This is a genomic window from Rhizobium sp. BE258 (genome assembly GCF_031457345.1).
GTDB lineage: Bacteria > Pseudomonadota > Alphaproteobacteria > Rhizobiales > Rhizobiaceae > Rhizobium.
Window position 1 is genome coordinate 61572 of the sequence record NZ_JAVDWL010000001.1, and the last position, 17449, is coordinate 79020.

The 17449-nt window shown below is 60.6% G+C and carries 21 protein-coding genes and 3 pseudogenes; 10 read left to right on the forward strand and 14 right to left on the reverse strand.

The window, feature by feature from the left end:
* Positions 1-90 precede the first annotated feature (90 nt).
* Complete coding sequence (locus tag J2X43_RS00335) at positions 91-849, reverse strand: hypothetical protein (RefSeq protein ID WP_310289940.1); 759 nt, start codon at positions 847-849, stop codon at positions 91-93.
* A 117-nt stretch (positions 850-966) separates the two neighbouring features.
* Here J2X43_RS00335 and J2X43_RS00340 point away from each other — a divergent pair, with 117 nt between their 5' ends.
* The gene (locus J2X43_RS00340) at positions 967-1830 is read left to right on the forward strand and encodes an SDR family oxidoreductase (protein WP_310289943.1); all 864 of its coding nucleotides are present in this window, start codon (positions 967-969) and stop codon (positions 1828-1830) included.
* A 194-nt stretch (positions 1831-2024) separates the two neighbouring features.
* Positions 2025-2150: a DUF2177 family protein gene (locus J2X43_RS00345; protein WP_112540704.1), complete on the forward strand. Its 126-nt coding sequence runs from the start codon at positions 2025-2027 to the stop codon at positions 2148-2150.
* Positions 2151-2386: 236 nt separating this feature from the next.
* Here the strand turns inward: J2X43_RS00345 and J2X43_RS00350 are convergent.
* The 4 genes and pseudogenes from J2X43_RS00350 to J2X43_RS00365 all read right to left on the reverse strand — a co-directional run bounded on the left by J2X43_RS00350 (position 2387) and on the right by J2X43_RS00365 (position 3810).
* A pseudogene (locus tag J2X43_RS00350) lies at positions 2387-2604 on the reverse strand (hypothetical protein).
* Entirely contained in the window at positions 2601-3401 is an 801-nt protein-coding gene (xth, locus tag J2X43_RS00355; protein ID WP_112445246.1) for an exodeoxyribonuclease III, read from the reverse strand. The pseudogene J2X43_RS00350 and the gene xth overlap by 4 nt, the downstream one beginning before the upstream one ends.
* A 3-nt stretch (positions 3402-3404) precedes the next feature.
* Complete coding sequence (locus J2X43_RS00360; RefSeq protein ID WP_310289948.1) at positions 3405-3578, reverse strand: DUF3606 domain-containing protein; 174 nt, start codon at positions 3576-3578, stop codon at positions 3405-3407.
* A 61-nt stretch (positions 3579-3639) separates the two neighbouring features.
* Positions 3640-3810, reverse strand: coding sequence for a hypothetical protein (locus J2X43_RS00365; RefSeq protein ID WP_310289951.1), 171 nt, complete (start codon positions 3808-3810; stop codon positions 3640-3642).
* 122 nt (positions 3811-3932) lie between these two features.
* Between J2X43_RS00365 and J2X43_RS00370 the strand changes: the two genes are divergently transcribed.
* Positions 3933-4187, forward strand: coding sequence for a hypothetical protein (locus tag J2X43_RS00370; RefSeq protein ID WP_310289953.1), 255 nt, complete (start codon positions 3933-3935; stop codon positions 4185-4187).
* Here the strand turns inward: J2X43_RS00370 and ligD are convergent.
* Positions 4169-5206 (reverse strand): non-homologous end-joining DNA ligase, encoded by a 1038-nt coding sequence (ligD, locus tag J2X43_RS00375; RefSeq protein ID WP_310289954.1) that lies wholly within the window; start codon positions 5204-5206, stop codon positions 4169-4171. The two genes, J2X43_RS00370 and ligD, sit on opposite strands and share 19 nt — an antisense overlap.
* 342 nt (positions 5207-5548) lie before the next feature.
* Here ligD and J2X43_RS00380 point away from each other — a divergent pair, with 342 nt between their 5' ends.
* Positions 5549-6037, forward strand: a complete 489-nt coding sequence (locus tag J2X43_RS00380) for a hypothetical protein (protein WP_310289957.1) — start codon at positions 5549-5551, stop codon at positions 6035-6037.
* A gap of 62 nt (positions 6038-6099) precedes the next feature.
* Here J2X43_RS00380 and J2X43_RS00385 read toward each other — a convergent pair whose 3' ends face one another.
* On the reverse strand, positions 6100-7824 hold the full coding sequence (locus J2X43_RS00385; protein WP_310289960.1) for a HAMP domain-containing sensor histidine kinase: 1725 nt from the start codon (positions 7822-7824) through the stop codon (positions 6100-6102).
* Between the two features lie 201 nt (positions 7825-8025).
* On the opposite strand from J2X43_RS00385, the gene J2X43_RS31020 reads away from it, so the two are divergent.
* On the forward strand, positions 8026-9111 hold the full coding sequence (locus J2X43_RS31020) for an ArsR/SmtB family transcription factor (RefSeq protein WP_405049551.1): 1086 nt from the start codon (positions 8026-8028) through the stop codon (positions 9109-9111).
* On the opposite strand, the gene J2X43_RS00390 is transcribed toward J2X43_RS31020, so the two are convergent.
* Both J2X43_RS00390 and J2X43_RS00395 read right to left on the reverse strand, forming a co-directional pair.
* Complete coding sequence (locus tag J2X43_RS00390; RefSeq protein ID WP_310289962.1) at positions 9027-9995, reverse strand: DUF1236 domain-containing protein; 969 nt, start codon at positions 9993-9995, stop codon at positions 9027-9029. The two genes, J2X43_RS31020 and J2X43_RS00390, sit on opposite strands and share 85 nt — an antisense overlap.
* A gap of 109 nt (positions 9996-10104) precedes the next feature.
* Entirely contained in the window at positions 10105-10503 is a 399-nt protein-coding gene (locus tag J2X43_RS00395; protein ID WP_112515492.1) for a DUF1236 domain-containing protein, read from the reverse strand.
* 200 nt (positions 10504-10703) lie between these two features.
* Here J2X43_RS00395 and J2X43_RS00400 point away from each other — a divergent pair, with 200 nt between their 5' ends.
* Positions 10704-10958, forward strand: coding sequence for a hypothetical protein (locus J2X43_RS00400; protein WP_310289965.1), 255 nt, complete (start codon positions 10704-10706; stop codon positions 10956-10958).
* Between the two features lie 298 nt (positions 10959-11256).
* A complete protein-coding gene (locus J2X43_RS00405) occupies positions 11257-11481 on the forward strand; it encodes a hypothetical protein (protein WP_310289969.1) in 225 nt (74 codons plus the stop codon).
* A 4-nt stretch (positions 11482-11485) separates the two neighbouring features.
* Here the strand turns inward: J2X43_RS00405 and J2X43_RS00410 are convergent, their stop codons facing one another.
* A complete protein-coding gene (locus tag J2X43_RS00410) occupies positions 11486-13024 on the reverse strand; it encodes a PAS domain S-box protein (RefSeq protein WP_310289972.1) in 1539 nt (512 codons plus the stop codon).
* Positions 13025-13226: 202 nt separating this feature from the next.
* Between J2X43_RS00410 and J2X43_RS00415 the strand changes: the two genes are divergently transcribed.
* Positions 13227-13634, forward strand: coding sequence for a helix-turn-helix domain-containing protein (locus tag J2X43_RS00415; protein WP_112540664.1), 408 nt, complete (start codon positions 13227-13229; stop codon positions 13632-13634).
* Between the two features lie 50 nt (positions 13635-13684).
* On the opposite strand, the pseudogene J2X43_RS31025 reads toward J2X43_RS00415, so the two are convergent.
* The 3 genes and pseudogenes from J2X43_RS31025 to J2X43_RS00430 form a co-directional block, all read right to left on the reverse strand.
* A pseudogene (locus J2X43_RS31025) lies at positions 13685-14195 on the reverse strand (low affinity iron permease family protein).
* Positions 14196-14251: 56 nt separating this feature from the next.
* Positions 14252-14827: a cysteine hydrolase family protein gene (locus J2X43_RS00425; protein WP_112387725.1), complete on the reverse strand. Its 576-nt coding sequence runs from the start codon at positions 14825-14827 to the stop codon at positions 14252-14254.
* A 3-nt stretch (positions 14828-14830) separates the two neighbouring features.
* Positions 14831-15139: a hypothetical protein gene (locus J2X43_RS00430; protein ID WP_310289977.1), complete on the reverse strand. Its 309-nt coding sequence runs from the start codon at positions 15137-15139 to the stop codon at positions 14831-14833.
* A 90-nt stretch (positions 15140-15229) separates the two neighbouring features.
* Between J2X43_RS00430 and J2X43_RS00435 the strand changes: the two are divergent.
* A pseudogene (locus J2X43_RS00435) lies at positions 15230-15374 on the forward strand (DUF892 family protein); the annotation flags it as partial.
* 145 nt (positions 15375-15519) lie between these two features.
* On the opposite strand, the gene J2X43_RS00440 reads toward J2X43_RS00435, so the two are convergent.
* On the reverse strand, positions 15520-16932 hold the full coding sequence (locus tag J2X43_RS00440; RefSeq protein ID WP_310289978.1) for a PLP-dependent aminotransferase family protein: 1413 nt from the start codon (positions 16930-16932) through the stop codon (positions 15520-15522).
* Positions 16933-17025: 93 nt separating this feature from the next.
* Between J2X43_RS00440 and J2X43_RS00445 the strand changes: the two genes are divergently transcribed.
* Positions 17026-17445 (forward strand): cupin domain-containing protein, encoded by a 420-nt coding sequence (locus tag J2X43_RS00445; RefSeq protein ID WP_310289981.1) that lies wholly within the window; start codon positions 17026-17028, stop codon positions 17443-17445.
* Positions 17446-17449 lie beyond the last annotated feature (4 nt).

Below are 17449 nucleotides of genomic sequence, written 5' to 3' on the forward strand. Positions count from 1 at the left end.
GCTCGTCGAGCGTCGCCGGCCAGCCGGCCCGGACATGTTCATTGTTCCTCGCCGGCTCGGCCTGGCACATGTCTTATGCCAAGCGTCCTACTAATCAACCTCCTCGATTGAAAGATCATCGGTTGGAAATTCCTCATTCGACACGACGGTTCTGAACCTGGCGGCCACATCAGGAGAGTAAAGGGTCAGGTCGGAGCGGAGGCGAAGAAGCGCTAGGTCCTTCCCCTTCACCTCGAGCATGACGTCGAAGTCGAACTCGTCGACGACCCTCATAAATGTCGCGAACTCGAACGGATGACAAAAGTCGGCGTGCCGCGTCGTCACGGTGACGACGAGCTTCGTGGCCTTCTTCTTCGTGACCCGATCGACAACGAGCTTTTCCTGGAAGTCGGTCCTCGGCGACGAAAAATGGATTTTTGGTTGCTGCCCGTCCGGCCATGTCTTCATGAAGCGAGAGAACGTTTCCTTCAGATCGGCTTGCTCGGGATTCAGACACCAGAGATGGTGATGATCGAAGATCAGCCGGACGCCTGTCTGCTCATGGATCAAAAGCGTGTCGGCCGCAGAGAACCGAATGTCGTCATGTTCGAGAACCAGCCGTCTCCGTACGGGCTCTGGGAGCTTGTGCCACGTCTGCACCCATCGCTCACGGCCTGAGATCACGTCGCCGTAGGCGCCGCCGACATGGATGACGACGACGGCCTCGGGTCCAAGCTGCAGCGCGAGGCTCGTCGGGACGCAGGTCCCGACCCGGATGGCGACCCAAGACAGCGTCCGGGCGGAGTGGAGCACCGCTTCATGGTCCTTCGGAGGAGGCGGGACGTTCCCACCAGAAGCCGCTTCAGTCACGCGATCCAGGGGTTGGTCACGTGCCAGGAAAAGGTTCCTGCAATGAAGTCGTCATCGGGTCGAACATTCGTGACGAATACCCGTTTAAGCGGCGCAACCTACACGAAGGAGATTATCATGACTGAAGCACGCCGTCCCACTCCCCCGCATCCCGAACAGCACCAGGAGCCGCCGGGCAAGACCGCGCTGATGGAACCGGTGCCGGATCATGGCGAGCGAACCTACCGCGGCGACGGCAAGCTCAAAGGAAAGGTCGCACTGATCACCGGGGCTGATTCCGGCATTGGCAAGGCGGTCGCCATTGCCTTCGCCCGCGAAGGCGCCGACGTGGTGATCTCATATTTGTCCGAGGACGAGGATGCGCAGGACACGGCACGATGGGTCGAGGAGGCTGGCCGTCGGGCGGTCGTCGCACCGGGCGACATCAAGTCCGAAGATCACTGCAAGGCTCTCGTGAAGCGTGCAGTCGACGAGCTTGGCGGGATCGACATCCTAGTCAACAATGCCGCCTTCCAGCGCACATACGCCGACATCGGCGACATCACTGCCGAGGAATGGGACGAGACCTTCCGGACCAACATCTACGCCCCGTTCTTCCTGACAAAGGCCGCTGTGCCGCACATGAAGGCGGGTAGCTCGATCATCAACACGACTTCGATACAGTCGCGCCAGCCCTCTCCTCAGCTACTAGCCTATGCCTCGACCAAGGGGGCGATTTCCAACTTTACTGCAGGTCTCGCCGAGATGCTCGCCGACAAGGGCATCCGCGTCAACGCCGTCGCTCCAGGCCCGATCTGGACCCCGCTGATCCCTTCCACGATGCCAGCCGAAAAGGCGGCGAAATTCGGCGAGCAGACATTGATGAAACGCGCAGGACAGCCAGCCGAACTTGCGGGCGCCTATGTTCTGCTGGCATCCGAATTGGGAAGCTACATGACCGGTGCCGTCATCCCGGTGACCGGCGGCGAGATTATGATCTGACGCGAAGAGGCGGCGTTGACGACAGCGCCGCGAAACTATCGTCGCTACTAGGTCACAGAAGAGCAAAAGGGCGCTCACCCCGGAGCGCCCGAACCCTCTCGGCTAGGATTGCGGCGGAGGCGAAGAGTGGTTTTCGCAATGTCGACCGAGTCGCGGCGGGCTCCTCATGAACGGACGCAGACAGACTTTGCGACATCACGAACCTCTCTACCCTCAAGGCGTGGCCCGTCTCGTTAAGTTTCGTGGACATGATCTGGGGAACGGTTCTCACAAGCCTCGCAAGCGCGTGCGGCTACGCGGCAGTAAGATTGCTCGGGTGAGGACACCCAGTAATCTAGCGTTGCGACGTCATTGCAGCCCGGACGAACCGACGCAGCTAGAGCCGAAAGTTTGTACGAAGCTGGCCGGGATGGTCGGCCGGCCAATCAAGAGCCGAAAACGTCTCCGGAGCCTGACGACCTGCGCCGTCCAATGTGGGGAATGGGGGATCTCCTCACGATCCTGCGTGGTGAGGGATTTTCGACCTCTTCCCGGATTCCCGGTCATGATGCCTTCGTTAGCCCTTGTCCGCAGACGGCCAGTCGTTCGCAGGTTCCTCGACCGCCACGCTGTTGTCGTCGGCCGGATCGGGGTCGCGATCAAGCGCGACCTTAAGGTTTTCAACTCCTCGACGATGGCGTCGAAGACGTCTTCCTGTTTCGCTCCGGCGACAACGAACGTGTCGACGAAGTCTTCCAACTTGTCGCGCAGGCGCGCTCTCCAGTCATCGGTCATCGCTTCCTCCCCTTCTTGACGGGCTTATCGTCGAGTTCGATCCACACCGGAGCATGGTCGCTGGTGTGCTCCCAGCCACGAACATGCTTGTCGACCTCCGCCTTGGACAACCTCTCGGCAGCCTCCGAACTCAACAGGAAATGGTCGATACGCAGCCCGGCGTCGCGTCCGTATGCGTTCCTAAAGTAGTCCCAGAAGGTATAGATGCGCTCGTCCGGATGCAGATGACGCAGCGCATCAGTCCAGCCCTGGTCGACCAGCTTTTTGTAAGCCTCACGCACCTCCACCCTGAACAGAGCGTCGTCCGTCCACCGCTCGGGCTTGTAGACGTCAAGCTCGGTCGGCATGACGTTGTAGTCGCCCGCAAGGATGACAGGCACCTCCAGCTCCAGCAGCTCGGCGGCATAGTCTTGAAGACGCTTGAACCAGCGAAGCTTGTAGTCGAACTTCGGGCCTGGATAGGGATTGCCGTTCGGCAGGTACAGGCCGCCGATGACGATCCCGTCGACGATCGCCTCGATATAGCGACTGTGCTCGTCTTCCGGTTCACCCGGAAGTCCTTTCCGTGTGAGATGAGGCTGCTGACCCTTGGCGAGGATCGCGACGCCGTTCCAAGCCTTCTGCCCCTGCCAGACCGCGCCGTAGCCTGCGGCCTCGATCGCCTTGATCGGGAACTTTTCCTGCGGCGCCTTCAGCTCCTGCAGGCAGACGACGTCCGGCTCGGCCTCCCCCAGCCATCGAAGGAGGATTTCGAGCCGGCCGTTGACGCCGTTTACGTTGTAGGTCGCAAGCTTCACGGCCTATTGCCGGATTTCCGCCTCGACCTTCTTGCGCGAGTTCCCGGCCGACTTGACGGCCTTCTTGATCGCGCCCTTGGAGACGCCTTCCTTCTTGGCCTCGTAGCGGACTTCGTGATCTTGACCGGCGGCGACCTTTGCGCGATCCTGCGCTCTGCCTCGGGACGTGGTAGACATTCGGTCCTCCTGATGTTTTCGATCATCGAAAAACGGCCGTCGAATCAAGAAGTTCCATGTCCTACGGCGCGAGGCACTCCTCGCAGATGCCGCAGCCGTCGTCGTCCAGGAAGGACGGCGAGCGCCCACAACAAAGACAGGAACGCGCGCCCTCGCCATTCAAGTCGCCATGCTCCGGCGGCAGGATTTCAATTTCGGCGATAGCGATGGTTTCGAGGGCGTCGTCTTCCAACTCGAGTGCTCCAGGTTCGAGGACTCTTTTGAGATGGTGACGCTTTCGACCGAAACAAGAAGGCCCTTCTCTCGCCCGGCGATTGCCGGTATGTCGGCTCGATGAGCGACGGAACAGACCAGATGAAGACGCGATATCTATGGACGCTTGAGCGTGCGGGCCGGGAGACCAGGAGCGGCCTTGATACGCTTGACGGCCTGGCGGTCACCTTAACGGGCGAACACCTTCCGGGAGTGATGCCAACCGACTGGATCGTGGCGACCTTGGGGATCGACGAAGACGACGCGGGGATTGCGGAACATGTGTCGGCGCACGGATGGTCGCTGCGCGTAAGACGGCTGCTGCATACTGCCGATGATCATTCCTCAATCTCGTAGACGGCCGCATTGTCCTGCACTTCGCGCAGGCCTTTGTAAGACGCGTGTCTGAGTTTGCCGTCGTCGGTCCAGGCGCGGTACTCGATCTCGGCAATCAGAGTAGGCTGCGCCCACACGACGTTCTTCCGACGGCCAACGTAGTCGATTGGCGCCTTCCGCGTCACAAGCTTGTCGAGCATCTCGCGCAGCTCCACCGCGTCCTTGTATTTGAACCCCGTGCCAACGGAACCGACGTACTGAAGGGCGTCGCCCCTGCGCGCGGCCAGGAGAAGGCTCCCGACGCCGCCGCGCGCTACTGCCGACTTCTCGTAGCCGACGACGAAGAAGCTCTCGGACTGGATGCACTTCACCTTTATCCAGTCGCCCGTCCGGCCGGAGCGATACGGGCTGTCCGGGTCTTTGAAGATCACGCCTTCCAGCCCGTGCTCGCATGCAGCGTCGAAAATCGAGACGGCGTCGCCATCGATCTGCTCGGAGAACCGTATCGCCCCTTCCCCGCCGTCGAGCAGCTCTTCTAACAGGTGTCGGCGGCTAGAAAGCTCCATGTTTCGAAGATCGTGGCCGTCGAGGTAGAGGAGGTCGAATGCGTAGAAAATTGAACTGCGCGACGCCAGCTTGCCACCTCGACCGCCAAGGGAGCGCTGCAGTGCGCCGAAATCCGACCGGCCGTGCTCGTCGAGGACGACGGCTTCGCCGTCCATGATGGCACTCGCGACACCGAGCTCGCGCGCGGTGTCGGCGACGGACGGGAAACGCGCTGTCCAATCGTGTCCGCCCCTCGTCAGGAACCGGACTCCTGAAGGCTCGATGTGGATTGAACCGCGGTATCCGTCGAACTTGAGCTCCGCGACATAGCGGGGATCGCTCGGAGGTTTCGGCTTCAGGAGCGCCAAGGCTGGCTCGACACGGACCGGCATCGGATCGAGGAGGAGATTGGGCTGCGCCGGGTCGCGCCGCTTTCGCGTCCGGCCACGCAGCGGTTTGTCGTCGGCTAGAAGAGGCTGTGAACGCTTGCTCATTTTCCAAACTTTGTGAGGAGAAACTAATGAATGAATTGCCCGCTGCCGCGGGGATGCTACAATGACCGAGTGTCGTCTTACCGGGATGTGCCACTCTCCAACTGCCCCGCTCCGGCGGGGCCTTCTTTTGTGGTCAACCGGCTTTCCGCATGTCTGCCATGACGTCGGGGAACACGTGCATGCCAGCCATGTGGGCCACGCGCACGAATGCCTCGCGGCGGTCCTTCGGATCGATATCCAGCTCCTTGCGACGTGCTACTTTGCTTCATCGCTCGCCACTTTTAAGGGTGCGAGCGGCTGGGAGACCATTCCCCCCCCTGCATTCGAGAGGAGGTTCCAGCCATGAACGGCAGTAGCGCCGCAGGCTTCAGCAGCAATCGTATACTCAACATCCTTTCAGAAGAAGACTTCGCAGCGATCGGCTCGTCCCTTGAAGAGGTCGACATGCCTCAGAGTTTCATCATGGCCCGTGCCGAGCGTCCGATCGACTACGTCTACTTCCCGTCGTCCGGCTTCGGTTCCGTAATGGTGGTCGGTGAAAATGGCAGGCGGGCGGAAGCCGGCATGTTCGGACGGGAAGGATTCACGCCGGTTGCAGCCGGGGTCGGCGACGACCGGAGCATCTACGAAATCGTCATGCAGGCGCATGGGGGCGGCCATCGCGTACCGATCAGGACGTTGTCCAACGCCGTAGTCGCTCGACCGAAGTTTGCGGCGGTTCTGGCTAGGTTCACACACGTCTTTGCGGCGCAGGTCGCCTACACCGCCCTCTCGAATGCCACTGGCCACGTCGACCGGCGGCTCGGGCAGTTCGACGAAGATCGAACTTAACGGTGTCTTGAACTGGCGCAGCGCCCAATTCGCTTCCATCGTGACACGGCACCAGATTCTCCCTAGCTTGCGGGAGGCATCCAGAAGGTGAAGCACGTTCCGATATCATCGGAGGACACGTCGATCGTGCCGCCATGGGCTTTTGCGATCTCCAGCGCGATATAGAGGCCGAGGCCCAGCCCCTGCCCGCCGCGGGATGCGGCGCCGCGCTTAAACGGCATGAACAATTTTTCGATGTCGTCCTTAGGGATTGCAGTGCCGGCGTTGTGCACGCTGACCTCCAGGCCATCCGGGCCGTTCCGCCCCGTGATCCTCACGGGATGGTCTTCCAGTCCGTGGGTTACCGCATTCGATACCAGGTTCGAGAACAACTGCGCGATCCGGGGTCGGTCGATGACGGCGGGCTGCGGAAAGTCCAGTTCGAGATGGATCGCCCGGCCGGGATGCGCCGAGCGGATCTCGTCCGCCACGATCTCCAGCGTCTGGACCAGATCGTCTTCCTTTAGGTCGAGTGAGATGCCGCCGCCAAGACGGGCGCGGGCGAGGTCCATGATGTTATCGACAAGACCGGTCATCCGGGAAATGCTTGCCTTCATCAGGTTCAGGACGAGCGGGCTGCGGTCGGTCCAGCCCTCCTTGAGAAGGCGGTTCGTTCCGGCGTCGACCGCGGCGAGAGGATTCCGTAGATCGTGGCCGAGGACCGCGATGAACTGCTCTCGAAGCTCCGAGAGCTCGCGCTCGCGATCCAGGGACGCCTCGGTCGCACGGAGCCGGTCAGCCGCGTCGAGATGGTGTGCGATGAGCTCTGCAAACAGCTTGAAGGTGCCAATAACCTGCGGATTATCCACCTTCGCCGGGTTCGGATCGATCGCGCACAAGGTGCCCCAGAAGCTGCCGTCCGCCCGGATGATCGGCATAGAGATGTAGCTTCTCAAGCCATAGATCCGAGGCGTGTGGTGATCACTGTAACGGTCGTCCACCGTCGCGTCGTCGAAGACGATCGGCTGGCGGTGATCGCGGATCTCGTTGCACAACGTGCTTTCGATGGGAAGCTCGTCGCCGGGCTTCAGCCCGAACCCGACATGATCGAGAGAGCTGCAGGTGATCCAACGCGTCTCGGTGACGCGCGCGATGGCCGCGAAGCCCATCTTCGTCATGCGAAGCGCGACGTCGAGCATCGTGGGGACAGCGGCAATCCCGGCAATAGCCTCGATGTCGGCTCGATGATCGACGGAAGGCAGGTCCGATGACGCCGAAGCGGCTGTTGTCTCCAACTTCACGCCTGCTGCGAAGCCGATGTTCTCGATGGCCGTCGCCGCCGCCTCAGCGAGCGCCTCCAGCGTCTCAACTTCCCACCGGGTTGGCTCGTAGGGCTGCGACCAGTATGCGCCGATCGCCCCGACCGGCTCTTCCTGAAGGATGGGCACCATCGCCACGGCCCGTACGAACGTGCCGGCATAGAGCTCGAGCGGAATTCGATCGTCCTGCCGGACGTCCGGAACGACGACAGTCTGCCGGTTGATCATTGACCAGCCGGAAATGCATGCGGACGCGGGAAACTTCTCGCCCTTCCACATCGGCCCGATCGCGTCTTCCTCGACGTAGTGACAGAAGTCACCCTCGCGCCGAACGACCGTGATCCCTTCGCATCCCACGAGAGAACGGGCGCTCGCGCGTATCGTGGCGACAACGTCGTCAAAGGTGCGTGCACGCGAGATCGCGGAAGTCGCTCTCGTCAGGCTAGCGAGCGGGGTATTGAACGTGGCGGGATGATCCAACAGCGCCATTGTCGTCCTTTCGGTTGCGAGACGATGGCCTCATACATGGAAGGGACCTTCGCACAGTCCGGGACGATATGAAAGCGGAATGCGAACTTAAGCAGAACATCGTACAGCCGGCCGCGGTTTTCGACGAACTAGGACTGGTGACCGAGGTTTATTCGGCCGCCGCGCGCGTCCTGTACGCCACGTCCTTCGCCAGAACCAAGCTTGCTGGAGGCAGACGACCCTCCTCTCCGCGCACCACCGCGCGATGTAGGAGAGCGCATTCGCCATGCCGTTCATCGTTTATGGCTTCTCGATCCCACCAAGTGCTCCGGCGAAGTCCGGCGGCTGAGCGACCAAACGTTCGACACTGACCGCGCGTTAGAGGTCCTGCAGTGTCTCGGCGACCCACACAGGATGAAGATCATGATCATGCTGCTGCAACGAGAGATGGATGTAACATCGATCGCTTCCGGGGTTGGGCTTGCCCAGTCATCGGTCTCTCAGCATCTTAAGAAGCTTCGAGAAGCTCGCACTGCTGCTACGAGACGGCTCGCTCAGACAATTTTCTACACGATTGCAGACGATAGCGCGGCGCGTCTGCTAAGAACTGTTCTGGTCGTCACGGCAGGCCGGCAAGACAAAGCGCGATGCACCTCCTTCGCAAGCAAATGTGCGGCGGACAAGGAGGCGGGGGACAGCCTGCCGCCGTTGCGCGCAGTTCGGCCCATCTGTAAAAGCGTCGACAGCTCACTCGGATCTTCAATGAAGCCGTCCAGAGCGTTCTCTACTTCTCTCGATAAGAAAGTCATGGTCCCGTCGGGTGCAAGCAGGCCTCTATCAATCAAAACCTGTTCCACCGAACTCATCCACCCGCCGAGCTCATGCCGCAGATCCTGTGCCAAACAAACCACTCTAAGGTCTCCTTCCCGGCAGGGACACCAATGCCGAAGGCCTGTGACGACCAGATGTCATGCCTGCCTTCTCGTGCACCGTGCGTTTACCTATCTTGCTACGGTCAGGCTCGCGCCGCTATTTTCGCGAACGAACACTCTACCCTCGCGGCGAGTTCCCGTATCCAGGGTCGATATCAGCATGAGAACCATCCCGATCATCGCGAGAAGAATCGCGATGATCGGTACCGCAAAGCTCGGCGCCTTCCTGTGCTCGTGGATCAATGGTTTCCCTCCAGCGGAGGGCGGCACAACGTGCCGCCCAGTCAGCAATCAAGCCGTGATGATGAAGACGATCGTGTATTCGGTCGGGTCCACGATCACGATGCGGCCGTCGGCCAAAATAAAGAACCGGTAGCTTTCGTACTGCGGGACAATCTTGATGATCCGCGGCGGAAGCGGTTCCAGGCGAATCTTCTTCGGAATGGTAGTTCCAACCGAGACCGTGAAGTTGACTTCGCGAACAGGCTCGACGTGGACCTCCTTCACGACCTGACGGACCTCCGTCTGCTGTTCGACCGAGATGTTGAAGCTAGTCCTATTCTCGGTCTTGTTCACCGTCGTACCGTTGTTTTCGACGTTGGTCTTGACATTGACGGTGGTGTCGTTCGTACCGGCGGCGTTCGTCTTGTTGGTCTGCGTCTCTGTCGAGCCACTGGTGGAATTGGCGCCGGTCCCGGATTTCTTGGGGTCGGTCTCGGCCTTCGTCTGATCGCTATCCGATTTCATTGTGTCGGATGGTTTCGAACTGTCCGTTGTCGGCTTCTGAGCCTCGGACGATAACTTCGACTTCGTTTCGCCCTCACCCGCCGTTGCAGCACCGTCCTTCGTAGTCTTCGAAGCATCGGTCTTTGAACCGCTTCCAGTTTGGCTCAACGTGCCGGTCTGGCCTGACGATTTCGAGGCATTGGTCGTGTTCGACCCATTTGAGCCGGACTGTTTGCCGGTGCTTGTGTCTGGTGTTCCCGAACCTGCAGTCCCACTCCCACTCTCGGTGGCGCCGGGCTGTGGCGCCTTTGTCTCATCTTGTGTGCCTGCTTCGCCAGAACCGGAAGTGCTGCTGCCGGCGGAAGTGCCACCTTGCGAGGACTGCTGTTGAGCGCTGCTGCCGGATTGGTCAGTTTCGCCGCTTCCCTTCTTCTTGATGATCGGTGCATCCTGGGCAGAGGCCGTGATCAGGCTGACAGGCGAAACGCCGATGGCGAGTGCCGTCATCAGAACAGTAAGGGTCTTGTTTTTCATTTTCGTACTCCATCTGCGGCCGCGCGAGTGCGAGGCGCGCTCGCGGCGGCTCTCGTTCAGTTATGGATAAGGCGAAAGGACGCAGCTCAGGCCGCGTCATGATCTCTGATCAGTTGATGATCTGGATGACTTTCCGCGATGAGGGCTCGACGATTACCCGCTCGTCATTGACAATCGCGTAGGAGTACTTCGGGCTCTCCGGAACAGGCGTGACCACGACCGTTTCGGGAAGCGCCTGACCAACGACAACTTTTTCCTTGACGACGACTTTCGCCGAAGGCGCGGGCGCTTCACGAACATAGGTCACAACTTTCTCAGGCGGCGGATCGATCGCGGTACCGACCACGGCACCAGCGACACCACCAACCGCCGCGCCAACCGGGCCGCCGACAATCGCGCCGGTTACTGCGCCACCGGCTGCTCCGTTCACAGTTGAAGACTGGGCGAATGCCGCGCCCGACAGAAGAGCTGCGGCTGTTGCCGCGCCGACGATGACTCTAGCGTTCATAGTGTCCTCCTTGGATTTTCATACGGCCCGTCGGACCGTCGGCATATTGAACGACACTGACCAGTTCCTGTTCCAGACCTCGGACTTCAGTCGCAGCAGGCATGCGACCATGGTCCAGGGTGAATGAGCGTAAATGATGCTAGGTTGCCGCGATGCATTCGCGCCTACACCGCAGAGAACTAGGAAGACGTCGCCTCGCAATGCGCTTGCCCAATGTGCGCGGCGCGATCATGGGCGCGTCCCACCCTCGGCAGCTCGAACTCTTCGAGGCGTACGAATTCGCATTGGAGTGTCGCGAGATAATGAGATTCAACCCTGCGGAACAAGATCTGTTCGACGACTATGCAAAGGCATGTCTCGACATCGAACGCGATGTTTGCCGGGCTGTGTCCGATGCCCGCCTGAGCGCGCGAATGCTGCCCGCTCGTCTTGATGACCCCAAACGTACACTTTGAACCTACTACCGACTGCCGTCATTGACGACCACCCGCTGCTCCGGGAGGGCGTCTCCAGCGCTTCATCGCGATACACGACCAAACTTGAACGGCGGCAAACAACGTCCCCGTCATCTACAGACGAAGATCTGTGCACCCGAAGCTTGGCCCGCTTTGGCGGCTTCGATAAACCTAGGCCGGGCAGTATTGGCGTTGACGCGGCCGGTAATGCCATACCGTGCGTTTCCTGGCTTCAATCTAATGTTGCGCTGCGCCCTTCGGACAGCCAGCCGTCAGTCGAATGGATAAAGGGACTCGAATGGTCCGGACACGGTATCGCGTTGGGCTGCGTTTTGGCTTCACCGGCCACACCAAGTCTCGCGCGTCGTTCGCCGAGTGGGTCATGATGATCTATGAGCACATTGAACGCGGCGCCATCCGGATGGTGCATGATGAGGAACGGATCGATCACATGAGGAAATCGCGGACGACCAGGGAGCATCTAGGATCGGTCTTCTTCAGCGAGGCGGTCAATTTCGGCTAAAATTTTAGAAGCACCGCCCACTCTGACAGGCTTCCGCCAACGCTCGCGACAACTGCGCCTGAGTGAACGGCTTCGACAAGCGGACGACACCGCTGAGATCGCCGACGCCTTCCGGAAGCTCCGCGTACCCTGTGGCGAGAATGATGGGGAGCGTCGGATATCGCACTTGGATTTCCTGACAGAGCCGCGCTCCCGTCATGTTCGGCATGGCATGATCAGTGATCACCACGTCCGGGAGGTCGCCCGTCTGAAGCGTTGCCAGAGCTTCCTCTCCGGAAGACGCCTGAATAGTGTCCATTCCCAGGTCTTCGAGCAGGAGAACCGTGTTCATGAGAACGAGGGCGTCGTCGTCGACAGCGAGAACGGTCAACGCCGTCGGAGCTGGGTCTAGCGCCACCTCGGGCGCCGCCTGCGCCTTGGTCTCCGCCTCGCCCTTGGCGGCAACGGGGAGCCACAGTTCGGCAGTCGTTCCCTCGCCGACGGTTGACCTTAGAATCAGTTCGCCGCCCGACTGTGCCATCAGGCCATGCACCATGGGAAGGCCGAGACCCGTCCCCTTGCCGACGCCCTTCGTCGTAAAAAACGGGGTAGTGGCGTTCGCCAGCGTCTCCGCGTTCATCCCCTCGCCTCGATCGCGAACCGAAAGACACACGTACTCGCCGGGCGACAGCGTGTGGCGCCTCCCAGAGGTAACATTTTCCAGCGAGGCGGCAATCGTGATTTCTCCGCCGTCCGGCATGGCGTCGCGGGCGTTGACGACGAGGTTTAGAAGCGCGCTCTCAAGCTGGTTGGAGTCGGTGCGAACTTTTGGAAGGTCGGCGGCGAAGTCGACACTGATCACAACCTCCGGGCCGATTGTCCGGCGCATCAACTCCGTCATACCACCAACGAGGTCGCCGACGTCCACAGGACCGAGCTGGAGTTCCTGGCGGCGGGCAAACGCAAGTAGTCGCTGCGTGAGCGTTGCGCCTCGCTGCGCGCCTTGAATAGCGTTGTCGATGAGGTCCTTCACGTCGTCCCGGATCGCCCGCTTCCTGGCGATTTGGAGGCTGCCAAGTATGGCCGTCAGAAGATTGTTGAAGTCGTGTGCAAGGCCGCCGGTCAACTGTCCAACTGCTTCCATCTTCTGCGCCTGGAAGATCGCTTCCTGCGCAGCACGCTTCTCGCTAATGTCACGTGTGATCTTCGCGAAGCCGATCAAGCCTCCTTGGGCGTCCCGGATGGGGTCGATGATGACGTTCGCCCAGAAGCGGGTGCCGTCCTTGCGAAGCCGCCATCCTTCGCGTTCGAAACGACCGTCCCTCGCAGCCGCCTCCAAGGCGCGAGCCGGAAGGTCGTTCGCCCGATCTTCTTCCGAATAGAAGGTTGAAAAATGCCGTCCGACGATCTCTTGCTCGGTGTAGCCCTTTAGACGTTCCGCGCCTGGGTTCCAGCTCGTGATCCGACCCTCCGGGTCGAGCATGTAGATAGCGTAGTCGGTGATGGCCTCGATGAGGATCCGATACCGCGCTTCGTCAGTATTGTTGTGCGTCCCGTCGTCCATGTCGCCTCCCGATATCGAACCGTCAGCCAAATGACGCCTACTCACTAGCCCGAAGCTATCCTTTCTCTTACCGCGATATCACGGTGATGCAAGGATTCGATTGAGATTCCACCACCCTGGACTTTGGTCCGTGGTGATGCGCGGACCATGGACATCTTCACATTTCGGTGCGAGGCTGCCTGCAACCGCAAGAGGAAATCACATGCCACGCAATCAAGGAGCCGCCGCCAACGCGATCGACGTCGAGGTCGGCGCCCGCATCAGAAGTCGGCGCAAGATTCTCGGCATCTCGCAATCGGCCCTCGGCGAGGGGCTTGGCATCACGTTCCAGCAAATCCAGAAGTACGAAAAGGGTTCGAACCGTGTCGGCGCAAGCAGATTGCAAGGAATCGCGAACCTGCTCGGTACGACGCCGGCCGCGCTTCTTGGCGAGGAGGAAGGTGGGAGCGCCCAGAAGTCGCCCGAACTCGAAGCCATCGAGAAGATGGTCGGAACCTCGGAAGGCGCCGCTCTGAACCGGGCCTTCGCAAGAATTGCGGACGCAGGCGTCCGAAGATCGATCATTAGCCTCGTCAAAGCCTTGGCAACGGATGTTGAAGAAGCTGATTAGGCCCTCCCAACGACCAGAGAGGCGCCTGAAGGCGCCTTCTGGTGCGATCACTAAGCAGCCAGCTTTTCACCTTCGATCTGAAGCTGGGCAATTGTCGCCGCGGCGCCACAGCACCCCCGCTCGTCGGGGGGGTGCGCCTCGCCCGCCGCCGCCGTACCCTCTCGGGTCCTCGGGCAGGCCGTTCCTGAGGCTCGCGTCTCCACGCGAATGCCCTGATTCAGGACCGTAGAGCGGACGCCTGACCGGCTTCGCTCGCCCTGGCCTCGTTGTGGCGACGTCTTCGTTCCGACTTCTCGAAGCTGGGCTTCGTCAAGCTTCGCCTGCAACGCCTTGCCGTCTCGGTTCTGCGAGTTCTGCAGGACGACACCATCAGAAAGGTGGTAATCGTGGTGCTTGTGTTGATGACGCGCTGGCAGTTCTCGGAGTAGTCGAAGATCGGGCCGGAGACCGCCCATATCAGGACGAGCGTAACCGCGATCACGAATGTTGCGGCTTCCCGGACAGGTCTGCGACGGTGGTTGCGAATTTGGAGGAAAACTTGGAGGCGGCGTTGTCGCTCATGGCTAGAACGATTGCATTCCTCGTCAATTCGTAAGCGGCCGTCTGACGCACCTACCCTATAGGCGTCGCAGAAATTCTTCGGTTGTCAGCACCTCCGCCTGAACAGAGAACCTGTCGCCAAGCAGCCTGAGGGTGGCGTCGTGCGTTTCATCTGCGCCACTGCACACGGCGTCGCTCAGAAGTTTCACCTCGTATCCAAGATCGATCGCTCCGAGCACGGCCGCGAGGACACAGACGTCTGTCTCCCCTCCCGTGAACGCCAGCGTACCCACCGCTTCGGACTGAAGGATTCGGTGAAGTCGTCCATCGATCCAGGGCGAGTAAGTCATCTTGTCGAAGGTGCGGGCGGGCGGGACGAACCGGACCAGTTCCGGAACGACGTCCACGAGCCGCCGATTAATCTGCCCCAGCGTCATCGCCTCCCATTTCCGGTAGTAGGCTTTCCACATACCCGTCGCCTCGGCGGCACTGGCTGGAGGAACGAAGCGTGTGAAGATTGTCCTTTCGGGATGGCGAGCAGCCACCTCGGTAACCGCAGGCGAGATACTAGACATCCACGGCACGTGCCAGGGCGTGTCTTCCGCGAACATCGACTGCATGTCGATGCAGAGATGGATCCACTTGCCCGGCATGTGTCAGACGGCTGAGGACGTTGCCTCGCCACCAGGCGAGACGGCCGGAAGCTCAGCTCTATCTTCAGTGAGTCGGGGACCTTGATCTTCGCTGTCGCCGTCTGAACGGCTCCAGTCGTCCTGCGCAGGATCGCGGTCCTCGGCAAAGGTGGTGAGCTGGACCATCATGGCCTTGGCGCGATTGATGGTGGTATCGCCTTCTGTGGTGTCGGCCGCCATCGTGACCGAAACCAGCTCGCCGCCCTCGCCTCTGAACTCGACAGTCGTCATTCCATCGTTGGTATCGCCGACATGCGTATCTATGAGCTGCATTGAAGCCTCCATCTTCCTAGCGCCTATAAGCGTCGTCCCGCGCGTAAGTTCCGGTCCGAAAACCGACGGGAACAAAAATTCATGATGCGCAAGGTGGCGCGCGCCGCGCAGTCGGAAAAAGGCAAAACAGGATTCCTGCTACGCCGGGACGAGACGCAGGGCCAGATCGAACGCCTTGGAACAGGTCTTTGAGATTCTCGGCAAGTCGGCTCGTGGCAAGACCTGCGAAGCAATTCATCGATTGCCTAGACGCCTGCAAAAACGACGACGGCTACCGAACGCATGCAAAACTCCTGCCGCAGAATTCTAAATCTATCATCGCTGCTCCGCTGTCCGATCGGCATCGCCACCCCATTGAAGAACCGTAGAAACCAGCGGCACTACGAACATCGTGCGATGACCGCAGTCAGACGTTCGCAGATCCGGACCACGTTCTTCACAGGTGCTGTCGCAACTCCGAGAAGCAACCCTGCCTCTGCCGCTTGAGCGGACGAGTACCAGGGCGAGAGCGGTGCGGGAAACGTGCCGAAGGTCAGCGCCTCTCTGGCGATCGCCACATCGGGGGCACCTTTCGGCAGCTTAAGTAGTACTGAAAGCCCAGGGGCCGAGACATTTTCAGGGCCCAGAGCGTCGCGGAAATAGTCGAGAACCGGCTGGCGCGTCGCTGCGTAGGCTCGTTTGATCCGCCTAAGATGCCGCAGGTAATGCCCTTCCCGTATGAACTCAGAGATGGCCAACTGAACCGACGGACCGGGAGGTGGAGACAGGCAGGCAGCCACCTCGCCGAACAGGCTTGCGAGTTCGATGGGAGCTATGACGAACCCAAGTCTCAGCGCCGGACTGATTGTCTTGCTGAACGACCCAACGTGAATGACGCGCCCGTGATTATCGATGGAGGCAAGGGCCGGAGCAGCCCGCCCGGTCAACTGGAGCTCGCTGAGGTAGTCGTCCTCGATGATCCAGGCTCCAAGTCGTTCCGCCCATTCAATAAGTTGCAGGCGTCTCTGCAACGACAGTGTCGCTCCCAGCGGCGCTTGCTGCCCCGGTGTCAGGACGGCGAGCCTCGCCTCGGGGTGGTGACGTACCGCGTGGTCGAATTCAAACCCTTCGCCATCTACCGGAACCGGAACCGGGAGCACGCGGGCAAGCTCCAAGGCCCGCCTCGTCCATGGAAAACCCGGCTCCTCGAACCACGCGCTTCTGCCCTGGAGCCCCAAGACGTTGAGCGCTAGTCCCAGCCCTCCCGCGAAGCCGCCGGTGATGATGACCTGCGAGGGCGAGCAGTTTATGCCCCTCGCTACAGCCAGATAGGCCGCGATTTCGCGTCTCAATTCGAGTTCTCCGCGAGGATCCGGGTACAGAGGCGGCGCACTAAGCTCCGAACGGACGGCGCTTGCTCGCATTCGCGCGAGCAACGTGGATGGCATCGTAGAAGATGACGGAACACCCATCTGGAAGAGTGCCGGCCCCTGGGTCATCTCCAGATAGGTTTCGATGAACGATCCTGCGATCGACGACCGTTCTGTCTTAGGAGATGATCGGGGGCGATCGGCCACGTGGGTGCCAGCGGCTCTCGATCCAATGATCAACTGAGCCGCGGCGAGCTTTTCGTAGGCCGTGCGCACGGTCCCGCGCGCGACGCCAAGCTGGGCCGCGAGATCCTGCCACGACGGAAGTCGCGCCCCTGGCTCAAGCACCCCATCCTGTATCGCTTTCCCAATTCCCCTTCGGATTTGCTCCGACAAGGTAACTTTTTCCGACCTGTCCACGGTCAGTTTCAGCAGATCACTCATGCGATCATGGTACACTACTTCTTCGGCTTCTTGGTTCTTTTTTCTGCATCACGGAGAGCGCATTTTGAGTGCGTCTCTGAAGGAGAATAGACCATGAAACGATCGATGAATTCAGCCTTGGCCGCACTAGCGATTACCGTCTCGCTTGCCGCCCCTGCGCCGGCCCACGATGCCGAGCGGGAGAGCGTCACACCGAAGTTCGCCCAGGCAATCGGCAACATCCCAGGCAAGATCATGCGCGTCGTCGAGGTGGATTACGCGCCCGGCGCCGCGTCCGTCGCCCACACGCACGCGCCGTCCGCTTTCGTCTACGCCTACGTCCTCTCCGGTGAGGTGGAATCGAAGGTCAACGACGGCGACATCCGCCGCTACAAAGCAGGCGATAGCTGGTTCGAAGTGCCCGGAGCAATTCACGCCGTCAGCCGCAACGCCAGTGAGACGGCTCCTGCGAAACTGCTCGCCGTATTCGTTGTCGACTCCAGCGAAACGAAGCTCACCACCTCCGTCAAGTAACTGA

What these genes read in the sequence shown, in the direction of transcription:
- J2X43_RS00340 (WP_310289943.1), top strand. Translation starts at nt 967, where the DNA reads ATGACTGAAGCACGCCGTCCCACTCCCCCGCATCCCGAACAGCACCAG.
- J2X43_RS00360 (WP_310289948.1), bottom strand. Translation starts at nt 3,578, where the DNA reads ATGTCTACCACGTCCCGAGGCAGAGCGCAGGATCGCGCAAAGGTCGCC.
- J2X43_RS00370 (WP_310289953.1), top strand. Translation starts at nt 3,933, where the DNA reads ATGAAGACGCGATATCTATGGACGCTTGAGCGTGCGGGCCGGGAGACC.
- ligD (WP_310289954.1), bottom strand. Translation starts at nt 5,206, where the DNA reads ATGAGCAAGCGTTCACAGCCTCTTCTAGCCGACGACAAACCGCTGCGT.
- J2X43_RS00380 (WP_310289957.1), top strand. Translation starts at nt 5,549, where the DNA reads ATGAACGGCAGTAGCGCCGCAGGCTTCAGCAGCAATCGTATACTCAAC.
- J2X43_RS00385 (WP_310289960.1), bottom strand. Translation starts at nt 7,824, where the DNA reads ATGGCGCTGTTGGATCATCCCGCCACGTTCAATACCCCGCTCGCTAGC.
- J2X43_RS00390 (WP_310289962.1), bottom strand. Translation starts at nt 9,995, where the DNA reads ATGAAAAACAAGACCCTTACTGTTCTGATGACGGCACTCGCCATCGGC.
- J2X43_RS00395 (WP_112515492.1), bottom strand. Translation starts at nt 10,503, where the DNA reads ATGAACGCTAGAGTCATCGTCGGCGCGGCAACAGCCGCAGCTCTTCTG.
- J2X43_RS00400 (WP_310289965.1), top strand. Translation starts at nt 10,704, where the DNA reads ATGCGCTTGCCCAATGTGCGCGGCGCGATCATGGGCGCGTCCCACCCT.
- J2X43_RS00405 (WP_310289969.1), top strand. Translation starts at nt 11,257, where the DNA reads ATGGTCCGGACACGGTATCGCGTTGGGCTGCGTTTTGGCTTCACCGGC.
- J2X43_RS00410 (WP_310289972.1), bottom strand. Translation starts at nt 13,024, where the DNA reads ATGGACGACGGGACGCACAACAATACTGACGAAGCGCGGTATCGGATC.
- J2X43_RS00415 (WP_112540664.1), top strand. Translation starts at nt 13,227, where the DNA reads ATGCCACGCAATCAAGGAGCCGCCGCCAACGCGATCGACGTCGAGGTC.
- J2X43_RS00425 (WP_112387725.1), bottom strand. Translation starts at nt 14,827, where the DNA reads ATGCCGGGCAAGTGGATCCATCTCTGCATCGACATGCAGTCGATGTTC.
- J2X43_RS00430 (WP_310289977.1), bottom strand. Translation starts at nt 15,139, where the DNA reads ATGCAGCTCATAGATACGCATGTCGGCGATACCAACGATGGAATGACG.
- J2X43_RS00440 (WP_310289978.1), bottom strand. Translation starts at nt 16,932, where the DNA reads ATGAGTGATCTGCTGAAACTGACCGTGGACAGGTCGGAAAAAGTTACC.
- J2X43_RS00445 (WP_310289981.1), top strand. Translation starts at nt 17,026, where the DNA reads ATGAAACGATCGATGAATTCAGCCTTGGCCGCACTAGCGATTACCGTC.